The sequence below is a fragment of the Pseudoalteromonas sp. CH_XMU1449-3 genome (genome assembly GCF_037027245.1).
Taxonomy (GTDB): domain Bacteria; phylum Pseudomonadota; class Gammaproteobacteria; order Enterobacterales; family Alteromonadaceae; genus Pseudoalteromonas; species Pseudoalteromonas shioyasakiensis.
Map to the genome: position 1 here is coordinate 316,827 of NZ_JAYMDY010000001.1, position 12,633 is coordinate 329,459.

The following is a 12,633-nucleotide window of genomic DNA, read 5'->3' on the forward strand; positions in this document are numbered from 1 at the left end:
AATGCGAATGATAATAGATCTTAGTTGTATTTGGGTGTGCTTTTTTATGCAATTGTGACTCTCTAGCTTGAAACAGTGATTTAAAAACGATGTTTTACAGCTGGGGATAATTGTTTGGTTGCAAAAAAATATACCTTTTCAGAGCAGTTATTTTTCCCGAGCTGCGTTAGACTATTGTTATTGATGTAATTAACCGAGGTCTCAAATGATTGAGTATCCTGTTGACCAACTTCCCCAGTTAATTGATGACTTGCTTCAGTGTGACACCACAACACGTAAAAATAAGTTACTTGCTGATGCTAAAGAAAAGCTTTCTACAGAACATTTATCGTTATTGTTTGAAGCCTTACCTAAAGAACAGCGTCTAGAAATTTGGCAATTACTTGATGAAGATACCCAGCATGAAATTTTCATTAACCTAGGTGGCGATAGCTGTCGCTGGTTATTGCAAAGTCTAGAAGAAGCCGAAGGCTTTAAGCTACTTGACGAAGTGAGCGTAGAAGAGTTACTTGAACTTGAAGAAATTATTCCTGAGCGCTTTGTTGATTATGCACGCAGACAACTCGATGAAGTTCAAACAAAGCAGTACGACCTTGCACAGCAATATAACCCAGAGCAGTTAGGTCACTGGCTCGATTTTGATGCTTTAAAAGTTTCAGAAAAACTCACCGTGGCTGGCGCGCGTAAAATTTTTCAAAAAGGCTTACCGCAATATACCGAGGTGATTTATCTAGTCAGCCGTAAGGGCACTCTCATTGGTGAAGTGGCTATCAATGCTTTATTTAAAGCCAATGATAACGACAGTCTGCTGGATTACGCGAACCTTGATGTATCGGCTTTACATGCTGATGACGACCTATACGAAGCCGCTGAAGTGGTTATTCACAGTGAGCAAATGGCGATGCCAGTTGTTAATGCCGACAACAAACTATTAGGCCGGTTATCAGTGTCATCAGCTTATGAATTGCGTCAAGAAGTCACCGACGAAGCGGCTGCAAAAGCCGGTGGTCTTCGTGAAGACGAGGATCTGTTCTCAAGCGTCACTAAATCGGCAAAAAACCGCGGTATTTGGCTTGGTATTAATCTAGCAACGGCGTTTTTGGCCTCTTGGTTTATCGGTTTGTTCGGTGCAACTATTGAGCAAGTGGTTGCGCTGGCGGTATTAATGCCGGTTGTCGCTTCTATGGGCGGTATTGCAGGTAGTCAGACGTTAACGGTTATTGTGCGCGGTTTAGCACTTGGTCAGGTTACCGACTCCAACCGTAGAGCACTGCTGAAAAAAGAGCTAAGAGTAGGGGCGTTAAATGGCTGTGTTTGGGCCTTTGTGATTGGTGTGCTTACTTATTTTTGGTTCAACGATGGCATGTTAAGTTTAACAATTACTATCGCTATTTTACTTAACTTGGTTGCTGCTTCGTTATCAGGGGTGGTGATCCCATCTATTTTAGATAAGCTTAAAATCGATCCAGCCCTTTCAGGTTCTGTGATCCTGACCACAGTCACCGACATCGTCGGTTTTGTTACCTTCCTAGGTTTAGGTAGTTTACTCCTTCTTTAAGGGATCGGATGCTGGCTAAAGTAGTGTTTAGCCAGCTCAACAAATGATTTTACCCGATTTGACAGCGCATACCTATGCGGATAAACCGCAGCAATCGTTAGTGGACTTAGGGTGTGCTGTGCTAACACTTCAACTAATTCGCCTGATTTTATAAACGGGGCTACTGAATAACGAGGGGCTTGAATGATCCCATCACCCGCTGCCGCTGCTTCATTTAAAAATCGGCCATTATTAGAAGTCATTGCCCAGTTAAACTTGCGGCAAACATGCTGACCATCTAGCAAAAAAATCCATTGGTCATGACGAATATGATGACTGAAAAACAGTAATCTATGTTCCGATAAGGCTGCTATATCTATTGGCGTGCCATGCTTTTTTAAGTAGGCAGGACTGGCCCACAAAGATAATGATGAATGGCAAACTGTCTGCGCTATATGGCTGGCATCAGGTAATGAAGGAGCAACTCTAAATGCCAGATCAATTTGGCTATCAAATAAATCAACGGGCGTATTAGACAATACAATATCTAATTTAACATCGGGAAAAGCATGCTGATACTGGCTGATCAAAGGTGTTAAATATTGGCAACCAAATTCAATACTGGCGGAAATAGCCAGCTTGCCGCTAGGCGCTTGACTAAGCCCGCTTATCTCTTCATCAACTTCATTAAATTTATTCAGTAAAGGCTTCATTTGCAGAACATAGTTTTGCCCTGCATCAGTTAAGCAAACTTTACGGGTGTTTCGCTTTAGCAGCAAGCAGCCTAAGTTTTGCTCTAACTGTTTAACATGGCGGCTTACCATGGTGGTAGACAGCTGCATCTGCTTAGCAGCTTGCGTAAAGCTTTGATATTCAGCGACTAAGCATAAGGCTCTAACGGCTTCTAGTTTGTTCATTGTTATTATTTTTAAACTATAAGTTCATACACTATAAACTTTTGTGAGATGTAAAACCAAGTCATTCAGGTGTAAGTTGGGAGTTAAAACAAGAATAAGAGGTGATTATGAAATCGGGCATTAACACATTACTTGCCAGCATTGCATTGGGTTTATCGTCGTCGGTGATGGCACAAACCATTGCATTACAAAATGTGAACCTAATTGACGTGGAAGCCTTGTCGGTTAATAAAGCACAAACCATCATCATAGAAGATGACAAAATCAAACATATTGTTCCTTCAAGATCTCGTCGCTTTGCCGATGATGTCATTAAAATCGATTTAGCAGGTAAGTATGTAATACCCGGTTTAATAGATACTCATGTGCACCATGCTACTTCGCCTGATGATTCAGATAACGATGAAATCACACGCATTCGCTTGCGTCAGCTATTACAGGGTGGTGTAACAAGTGTGCGCGATATGGGCGGCGATACCCGTGCTTTGAGTTCACTTAAAAGGCGAGCCGATAACGATATTATTCAATCACCGGATATTTATTATTCTGTGATTATTGGTGGTAAAGCGTTCTTTTCGGACCCCCGTACAGTCGCCTCTGCAAAAGGTGAAATCCCCGGTGCTGTGGACTGGATGCGTGCTGTTGATGAACACAGTGACTTTGATGCCATTATGCTACGTAGCAAAGGGTTGGGGGCAACCGGCATCAAAATTTATGCAAATGTGCCAGGAACAGTGGTAGCAAAGCTATCTCAAGCTGCTAAAAAACATGACCTCAAGGTGTGGTCGCATGCTTTTATTGGCCCAGCAACACCGCTTGAAGCCGTTAATGGTGGGGTTGAAACAATTTCACATGCTGCCGATTTTGCCGCGCAAGTAATTGAAAATTTCTATGATATGCGCCGTAAAAATGTTGCCTTAACAGAGCAGCAAAAAAGCGATGCAAAGCAACTAGAAGCTTATCAATCACTTATAAAACAGATGAAAAATAAGGGCACAATTCTAGACTCAACCTTAACGGTATTTGATAAAACCAAAGCCTCTCGTGGTGAAAAAGGGTTATTGCTCAATGAGTGGGGCGGGCTGTTTACGCAATTGGCTCATCAAGCCGGTGTAACTATTGCTGCAGGTACCGATGTGACCAGTGATAGGTTTAATACAGTGATGCCTATGGTACACCATGAAATGCAATTATTAGTTGAACGGGCAGGTTTAACACCTTTAGAAGCTTTACAGGCTGCAACCATTAATGGTGCAAAAGTGATTGGCATTGAGAAGCAAACTGGTTCAATAAAGGCAGGTAAAACGGCGAATCTTGTGGTACTTAACAGTGACCCAAGTATTGAAATCACCAACAGCCAAAATATTGTTCATGTAATTAAAAATGGCCAGTTTATCCATTTGGGTGATAATGAAAAATTACCGTTTGTGATGGCGCGTGAAGCGGCTGGGTTATTATTTTTATCGGGGCAATTAGGCAACTTGCCAACCACCATGGCGTTGGCTGGCAATGACATCAGCACCCAAATGACGCAGGCAATGAGAAACATTGGCTTTGTTTTGCAAGATCACAATTTAGATTTTAACGATATTGTTAAATGCACCCTTATGTTGGCAGATATAAAAGACTGGCCTTTAGCCAATCAAGCCTACACGCCATTTTTTACTAAGTTACCCGCCAGAAGTGCTTTTGCAGCCAGTGGCTTGGCACTTGGCGCAAAGGTTGAAGTGGAGTGTATCGCTGCGTTGTAGCTAAAATTGTAAGCGAACATAAAATAAACACTTTTATTTACCTAATACACAGTTATTATGAATTGTGACTCAGTCAAACTAAAAGGACGTTAATATGGTATTAGGTAAAAAAGCAGCACTCGCTGCTTTATCGGTAATTTCAGTGTTTAGCGCATCAGCAGCACAAACCGCTTCGGGTGAACAAACTAAACTGAGTGAAGATCCCACCAAGGTCGTCACTCAGTTTGGTGCAAGTTATTCTGATGAATTAAGGATCACCGGTTCGCTAAGTTTAGGAGCAGTAAAAAAGCTTAATGCTAGTGTGAGTGCCAATGGCGATGAATGGCGTGTTGGTGGCTCGTGGCTATTTGATATTGGCATTGTTAATTTTAACTTTGGTAAGCAAAGTTATGATCAAGGAGCTGAGCGTACAACCTATAGTGTTGGCACCTTTATGCCACTGAGTTACTTTGATATTGCGCCCTATGGTTGGCAAATTTTCGCTATGGGTGGTTATAGCCATGTTGATGGTGAAATTGCTTGTTTAGCAGGGCAAGGTGCGTGTTTAACAACAGAAATACCTGGCCCTGAAGGTTGGGTGCTTATTCCAAACAGCAGTGATGGTGGTTACTTAGGCGCATTTGCGTTAAAGCCATTATCCGAAAAATGGACATTAATGACTGCCGCAGCGTATTCGGTTGGGTCTAACGATTATTCAGGTTATTTCGCAGCCATTGGTGCAAGTTATCAATTTGATAAACAACAAAGTTTCAAGCTATTTGCTGCAACAGAAGACAGTGATTACGGCTCAGATCAAAACTTAGTGCTGGGTTACACTTATCAATTTAATTAAAAATTACTGTTATAAGCTGTTAAATTTTGTTAGTTTTCTGAGTGAGTTATCGCTGAGAAAATAGAGCATGAAGAAAAAGTTAGCCTTGTTATTGTTAGGATTATCGAGCCTTAATGCCAATGCCTCTGAAAACTTTAGTGATCATGAGATGTTTTGTGAGCGACAATCACAAATTAGTTGCTTAGATTACATTAATCAACAGCTAGCAAGCAGTGAGCTTGGCTCTGCGCGTTGGTATGAGATTAAATCTTATCAGTTTGATTATTTCTACGACAAAATGGAATATCAAATCTTGAAAGATAGCACTGAGCCTTTCATTACCAGTGAAGAGTTACCTGTTGTATTTCAGGTGCAAGTTTACTTTTATTACGCCAAATCAATGCATTATTTAGGCGACTTCGAAACAGGTCGTAAATATGCCACAAAAGCATTTGAAAAACTGCAAGCAATCTTCGACTCCTTTGGTAACCCTATGCGTATGGTTGAATTGGCTAATCTACAATACGTGTTTGGCAACAAAGAAACGGCATTGCAAATTCTTGATAGGGCAGAGCGACGCTTTGGCAAAAGCAAAGATCCCATTTTCCACTTTGAACTGGCTTCGAATAAAGCAAATGTTTATCACTCATTAGGTGATATAGACGGTGCACTTGCAAATCGAAAAACCGCCGCTGATTGGATATTAAAAACCAACCATAACCGCAAAATCTCTGTTGCTTTAGGTAATTTAGCTCGTACCCACCAACTTCTGGCAAATTATGAGCAAGCCGATGGAGTTTATGTACAGTCTCTTAAGTACATGGATACAGATTCAGATCGACATGTGATTGCTATTTATAAGTTACGTCTTGCTGAAATCAATTGGCAAGCAGGAAAGCAAGATCAAGCATTAAAATGGTTTAAGCAAGTGCATAAAGAAGACATTCGGCAATCACATGCGAAACTTTATGCACATCTAGGTAACGTGCTTTAGATAGTGTAAAAACACCCTGGTTTTTCGTCTTCACCCGGCGCTAAAATTTGTAGATGGGTTGACTCACCTTGTTCCATCAAAGGCTTCATAGTTTTATCAAACTGCTTAGCGGCATGTTCAATTAATTTTGCTTGCTGTTCCAGTGCTTTAAAATCGGCATCATGAGCAGCCATAAGTTTATTGAGTTCTTTAGCCAGCTTATCTTGCTCTTTTAATAAACTTTTATTAATTCGCAAGTGGTTCTCGTCTTCAACAACTGCTTCTTCGGTGATTGCTTCTATTTGCTCAGAGTACTCAGTAACTTGTAGCTCTATGTCATTAATTGGTTGCTCAAGTGCTTCAAGTTTTACTTGTTCACGCTCAAGCTCTAGGTATGCTGCAATTTGCTCGTTATTGAGGGGACTTTCGCTTACCTTTTTACAGTCTTTAAAAGTGATAACGCGATAATCACCCAGGTTGTTTGTTGTGCTGGCATTAGAGAGGCCAATACAAGCAGTAGTGGCCGTGATTAAGAGTGCACTTACGCTAATACGTACTAAATTCATAATGATGTCCTAATGGGTTATGTTATTTAGTTAGTCGTCGCAAGTGTGAAAAAGGTTGTTTAAATTTTAAATTTATATCCCACGCCATAAATTGACTCAATGTAATGGCTATCAGGGTCGGCTTGAGTCAGCTTTTTACGCAAGTTTTTAATGTGCGAATCAATACTGCGCTCGTAGCTCTCAAAGTACTTACCTTGAGTCATGGTTAGTAAATCTTGGCGTGAAAAAACCTTATTAGGTGAGGCAATTAATATTTTTAACAAGCTAAATTCATTAATTGTTAGTTTCAGTTCTTCATTTTTTACCAGTACTTTGTATTCGCTCGGATCAACAATAATATTGCCTGCTTTGAATGTACTCGGTTTGCTACTTGGCATTCGGCGTCGTTTTAAAATGGCTTTCACACGCGCCATTAACTCTTTTGGTTTGAATGGTTTAGTAACATAGTCATCGGCACCAACATCAAAACCAATTAAATGATCAATTTCTTCAACCCGTGCTGTAAGCATAATAATAGGCACATCACTGAATTGTCTTATCTTGCTACACAACTCGATGCCGTTAGTGCCTGGCAGCATGATATCGAGAATAATCAAATCAGGGTTTAGCTCATTTACAGCATCCAGTGCGCAGTTGCCATCGTGAATTAGGCTTGTTTTAAACCCTTCAAGATATAAATACTTTTCTATTAATTCGGCAATTTTAACTTCGTCTTCAATAACGAGAATATGCTGTTTAGCTAAGGTTTCTGACATATTAGTGCGCCTCTGCTAGCGGGAGTTTTAACGTTATACACAGACCGCCTAAACGGCTTTTAGTTGCATTTATTTTTCCTTGGTGGGCTTCAACAATTGTTTGGCAAATCGCCAAGCCTAAGCCAAAACCGCCGGTTTTTCTGTTACGAGAGCTATCGGTGCGATATAAACGATCAAATAGTTTTTCAAGGGCCTCATCAGGAACACCGGGGCCTGAATCTTCTATCGACAAAAATACATGATGGTTAGACACGGTTAAATCTAACCAGACTTTTTGCTGTTCATCGGTATAACGTAAATTATTTTCTAAAATGTTTTGTAGTACCTGCGTAATACGATTTTGGTCGGCCAAAACCATTACCGTTTGCTCTGGTAAGGTGGCATTAAGCGTGATGTTTTTGGATTGAAATTTAAACGCATACTTATGCGCTTGTAGGGCTACCAAGGCATTAAAATCAATGGCTTCCATGTGATAGTTAAAGCTGTGTCTGTCAAGTGAGCTGACTTTATGTAAGTCGTTCACAAGTCGGCTTAACAGCGCCACTTCTTCTTGCAGTGAGCTTATTGCCTTTTGGTTTGGTTCAATAATGCCATCGTTAATGGCCTCTAGTTCACCCTCTAAAATAGTTAAAGGCGTGCGTAGCTCATGAGAAATATCCATGAGCCATTGGCTTTGCTGCGACTCAAAGCGTCTGAGCTCTGTGGCAATACGATTAAAATCATCCGCTAAGGTCGCAAATTCATCACTACTGTTGACGGTTATTTTGGTCTCAAACTCTCGCTCTGCAAGGGCTTTTGCGCCTTTTTTCAGCTGCGAAATAGGGTTCGTAAAATGACGTGCGAGTAAGTAACTAAATAATAACGCAATTAATAAACCAATCCCTGCTGTCCACAAACTGATATTAATTTGTGTATTTAGGTAATGCTGAGTTAGCGCGCTCATATGATTGCGGTTAGCATGCAGCTGAAGCACCGCAACAACCTCGCCATTGTGGGTGATTTCTTGCTCGTTCACGATCTCAGTTTCGGTATTGCCTGCAATCAATATTTCGCCTTTTTCATCAAGCAAACTTAGGCGCTTTTCAAAGGGCATGAAGTCATCAGCCATGGGGTTATTGCGAGGTGGCGGCTCATGCATGTCAGCAAAGTTTGCAGGCTCGTTAAACTCAGTTGATGGGTCAAATTCAGGTGGCTGATCGAACGATGGTGGCATCCCAAAGTCATCGGGGGGTGGCATCGGCTCATTTTGCATATGCTTTTCAGGAGGCCCATTTAATGGAAAAGGGCCGGGCTCTCCTGGTTTTGGGCTATTGGGCGAAAACAATAAACGGCTTGAATGAAAATTACGGTTGATTAACTCATACCACAGGGCTTTAGAATCGATAAACATCCCAATCGAACCCGTTTGCTGATACTGCAGGCTAATTTCAGAGGCTATTCGGTTAAATGCTTCGTTATCTATATCTTCAAATACATTATTTAGCATACGCTTATTGGAAATTGCATTCAGACCAAACATGGTCAGCACCAGTAGTAGCGTAATGATAAGATTGGTAATTAAGAGTTTGTGAATTAACTTCATAGATGTAATAGTAAAATGTAATAGCCAGAAATGAATATACTATAAATGTCTATTTTTTGGCATGTGCATCCTAGTCACTCTATAAAAGCACCACTTTTTCTACACAAAGTCTCTACATTTGTTCTTTATACTCGACGTTAATTACTCATGTTAGCGAAGGGGCACAAGATGACTTTAAAACCTGAACTTTATACTCGAAGAAAAATGCTTAAAACATTAGGTGTTTCAGTTGCTGCTGTGCCTATGTTGGCATTTTTAGGCTGTAACTCAGATACAGTATCGTCAACAGATACAACATCAGATACAGACACTTCAACAGGCACAGATACCAGCACTGATACAGACGATACAACAACCACGAACGACAGTGATTATGTATCGGGCACAACAGCACTTATTACTGATGACTTTCCTGATGACAGTATTTTTGAAACATCAACAGCATGTGTGTTAGCACTTACTGAGGCAACAACCGAGGGCCCGTGTTACTTCCAAGCTGATTCAGACGAAGATATTTCGGATGGCCTAACCGGTTTACCTATGATGCTGTGCTTACAGTTAATTGATAGCGAATGTAACCCATTAGCAAATTACGAAATCTCGGTTTGGCACTGTGATACCAGCGGTATTTACTCGGGCGATACTAGCAGTAGTTCTGATAGCTCACGTTTTGCCGGTGACTTCTGTACAGGTGGTGATGCCGAAGCTGAGGCAAGTACTTGGTACCGTGGTTCATTGATCACAGATAGCAGTGGCCGTGTGAACTTTAAAACGCATTTCCCTGGTTGGTATTCTGGCCGTACTATTCATATTCACTTTAAAGTAGCAAACAACAATAACGACTATGTAATTAGCCAGTTCTGTTTTACTGATGCGTTTGCAAAAGAAATTTGTACCACTCACAGCGATTACAAATCACGCGGTGAACAAGATACAACTCTTGCTAGCATCGATAACGTGTTTGGTAGTGATTATGAGCAGTTTATTTTAAACACAGCACAAAATAGTGATGGCACTTTATTGGCGTATCACACTATTCAAATTAGTTAATTTATTCACTCATCATTGTAGGTTAGGGCGTGTTAGCAATTACTGCTTTCACGCCCTATTTTTTAGAAGCTATAAGTGATATTACCGTAAATAAAACGGCCATCTAAGCTGTATGGCGCAAAGCCACTATAAGGGAAAATTTGGTTGAAATCGCTGTAACCAATATTACTTACAGTATCTTGAGGGTACTGATCGAATAGGTTATTGGCGCCTAATGCAAACTTCCACTGCTCATCAGGGCGGTAAGCCACTTCTAAGTCAGCAATCCATTTAGCATCAAGTACTTCATCACCATCTTCACTGCTTGCAGTATCAACTACTTCACCATAACGAGTTGCTCGTAATGTTGTTTGGAAGTTTTCATAATCCCATGTCGCAGATAGGTTCCATTTATCGGCTGGAGTACCTTTTTCAAAGCGTGTAATTTCGCGACGAGAGAAATACTCGTAGCTATCGCCAAGTGCCTCTAATTCAGGTGGATTTTCTTTAATGTGTGTTACTTCAGTGTCGTTAAAGTTAACTGCTGCACTTAAGCGTAAATCACCATAGTTTTCTAAACCTAATGAGTAGGTCGCAACAATATCAACACCTTGTGTACGTGAATCAATGGCATTAGTAAAGTAACGAACACGCTGCGTATTTACTTCGCCCGCTTCGGCTAAAATTGCTTCAACTTCTGGGCCGCTTAAGTTTTCAGACAATACGATACGGTCGTCAATTTCAATGCGATACGCATCAAGGGTTAAGCTAAAGCCGCCTTGCGTAAATATGAAGCCCGCCGTCATATTAACTGACTCTTCAGCGTCTAAATCACGAGCTCCCAGTGCTTGCGCTGCTGGCTCATCAACAGGGAATAAGCCCACTTCATTTGGCACACCATTTTCAAAAACAGTGCTTACTGATTTATAAGATGTTTGGGCAAGTGAAGGCGCTCTAAAACCTGTGCTAATTGCACCACGTAGCGACAGCGACTCATTAATGCTGTAGCGCGAAGCAAGTTTAGAGGTAAAAGTACTACCAAAATCACTGTAATCTTCAAAACGACCTGCTAAAACAAGGTTCCAATCTGTCGTTAGGTAAGTATCAAACTCTGCAAACACCGCAATGTTATGACGGCTTTTATCGGTTGCACTTTCTGGTGAAAAACCAGGTAACACTTGCGCGCCACCGGCAGCAACTGGGTTGCCATCGTCATCTAATACAGTGAGGTAAGAGGCTGTTTCACCTGCTTTGATTTGGTAGTTTTCGTGACGATACTCAGCACCAATCGTAACAAACACATCATCAGGTAAACCTAAATCTAGTGTGTTGCTAGCATCCATGTTCACCAAGTATTGTTCATACACAAGCGAGCCATCATCAAACTCTGTTGGGCTGCTAACACCCATCGAGGTATTTAAGCTGTTGCTTACGCCAATACCAAAATCGTTGCGACCATAATTGGTGCTTACATCCCAAGCCCAATCATTAGTTTCGCCATTTAGACCAACCGCAAATGAGTAGTCATCTACATCGGTATCAATTTGCGGTAAGAAACCGTCAGGGTAAACTTCAGTTAAGTTACGAGAATCTTTAGCGCGACGATAAAAACCGCCTGAGTTACCTTTACGGTTTGAGTAACTAGCAAATGAGTAAAGCGATAGCGAGTTATCAAACTCATAACCTAGGTTATAAAAAAGCGCGAAGTCTTCGATATCGGCTTTACCAAAGCGGTGGTTATAGCGGTCAAAGTCAAATTCACGCGAATCTAAATCGCCATTCTCATCACGGCTATATTGCTCACGTGCATCAAAGCCAGAGCGATTTGTAGGCTCGTTATTACGTGACTCAATCGACACGTTAATAAAGCCATTATCGCCTAGTGCAAAGCCCGCATTAGCACTTGCTGTACGCGTAATGCCGTCGTTTACTTCACGGTCGCTGCCAGTTTCAAAGCTTAAGTTGCCTTCGCTATCGGTTGTGGTGTTTGGTAGCTGAGGAGAGCCTGCCATTTGTGTGTCGTATTCACCGTATGTGTAGCTCACGCTACCGCCTTCATCGGCATCTTTTAATACAATATTGATCACACCGGCAATCGCGTCAGAACCATATTGAGCTGCAGCGCCATCACGCAGAATTTCAACACGTTTAATTGCAGAAGTCGGAATATTATTTAGATCTACTGCGGTTGAACCACGGCCAACCGTACCATTTAAGTTTAATAATGCACCGGCATGGCGGCGTTTACCATTAATCAGAACTAATGTGTGATCAGGGGCAAGGCCACGTAAAACAGCCGGTTTTGCGTGGTCAGTGCCATCAGCAATGGTGGCACTCGGGTAGTTAAAGCTTGGTAATTGTGATGCCAATACTTGGCTCATATCAAGCTGGCCTGTGCTTGATAGATCGCGGCTTGTTAATAAATCGACAGGCACGGTACTTTCAGAAATGCTACGAAGGCTACGGCGAGTACCTGTAACAGAAATAACCTCAACATCTTGAACGGTGTTGTCAGTTGTTTGCTCAGCAGCGATTGCAGTCACTGATGTAGCTAGTGTACTTGCAATAGCGAGTTGCAAAGGTACTTTTTTAAAAATTGTCATTGTTGGATCCCATCTAACGTTGATTTCGCTTCGCAGTTTATCAATAAAAAAGGAACAAACAAATAACATAAAAGTATACTATATGATTATCTAAACAAGCTATTTAGCT

Annotated in this window: 10 protein-coding genes; 5 read left to right on the forward strand and 5 right to left on the reverse strand. The window is 41.3% G+C overall.

What is annotated here, in order from left to right; translation table 11 throughout:
• Positions 1-205: 205 nt before the first annotated feature.
• Complete coding sequence (locus tag WA256_RS01380; protein ID WP_054560666.1) at positions 206-1,558, forward strand: magnesium transporter; 1,353 nt, start codon at positions 206-208, stop codon at positions 1,556-1,558.
• Here WA256_RS01380 and WA256_RS01385 read toward each other — a convergent pair.
• Positions 1,555-2,454: a LysR family transcriptional regulator gene (locus WA256_RS01385; protein WP_335988481.1), complete on the reverse strand. Its 900-nt coding sequence runs from the start codon at positions 2,452-2,454 to the stop codon at positions 1,555-1,557. The genes WA256_RS01380 and WA256_RS01385 overlap by 4 nt on opposite strands.
• Before the next feature lie 107 nt (positions 2,455-2,561).
• On the opposite strand from WA256_RS01385, the gene WA256_RS01390 reads away from it, so the two are divergent.
• The 3 genes from WA256_RS01390 to WA256_RS01400 all read left to right on the forward strand — a co-directional run bounded on the left by WA256_RS01390 (position 2,562) and on the right by WA256_RS01400 (position 6,010).
• Positions 2,562-4,205: an amidohydrolase family protein gene (locus WA256_RS01390; protein ID WP_335988483.1), complete on the forward strand. Its 1,644-nt coding sequence runs from the start codon at positions 2,562-2,564 to the stop codon at positions 4,203-4,205.
• A gap of 94 nt (positions 4,206-4,299) precedes the next feature.
• Positions 4,300-5,037, forward strand: coding sequence for a hypothetical protein (locus WA256_RS01395; RefSeq protein WP_199775176.1), 738 nt, complete (start codon positions 4,300-4,302; stop codon positions 5,035-5,037).
• Positions 5,038-5,104: 67 nt separating this feature from the next.
• Entirely contained in the window at positions 5,105-6,010 is a 906-nt protein-coding gene (locus WA256_RS01400) for a tetratricopeptide repeat protein (protein ID WP_335988489.1), read from the forward strand.
• On the opposite strand, the gene WA256_RS01405 is transcribed toward WA256_RS01400, so the two are convergent.
• Genes WA256_RS01405 through WA256_RS01415 form a run of 3 tightly spaced genes read right to left on the reverse strand, consistent with a single transcriptional unit; the run spans position 6,007 to position 8,829 of the window.
• Positions 6,007-6,555, reverse strand: coding sequence for a hypothetical protein (locus WA256_RS01405; protein WP_335988492.1), 549 nt, complete (start codon positions 6,553-6,555; stop codon positions 6,007-6,009). The genes WA256_RS01400 and WA256_RS01405 overlap by 4 nt on opposite strands.
• Before the next feature lie 59 nt (positions 6,556-6,614).
• Complete coding sequence (locus WA256_RS01410) at positions 6,615-7,310, reverse strand: response regulator (RefSeq protein ID WP_062565069.1); 696 nt, start codon at positions 7,308-7,310, stop codon at positions 6,615-6,617.
• Position 7,311: 1 nt separating this feature from the next.
• Positions 7,312-8,829, reverse strand: coding sequence for an ATP-binding protein (locus tag WA256_RS01415; RefSeq protein WP_335988494.1), 1,518 nt, complete (start codon positions 8,827-8,829; stop codon positions 7,312-7,314).
• Between the two features lie 231 nt (positions 8,830-9,060).
• Here WA256_RS01415 and WA256_RS01420 point away from each other — a divergent pair, with 231 nt between their 5' ends.
• Positions 9,061-9,942: a dioxygenase family protein gene (locus WA256_RS01420; RefSeq protein WP_335988496.1), complete on the forward strand. Its 882-nt coding sequence runs from the start codon at positions 9,061-9,063 to the stop codon at positions 9,940-9,942.
• Positions 9,943-10,004: 62 nt separating this feature from the next.
• On the opposite strand, the gene WA256_RS01425 is transcribed toward WA256_RS01420, so the two are convergent.
• The gene (locus tag WA256_RS01425; RefSeq protein WP_335988498.1) at positions 10,005-12,524 is read right to left on the reverse strand and encodes a TonB-dependent receptor plug domain-containing protein; all 2,520 of its coding nucleotides are present in this window, start codon (positions 12,522-12,524) and stop codon (positions 10,005-10,007) included.
• Positions 12,525-12,633: the final 109 nt, after the last annotated feature.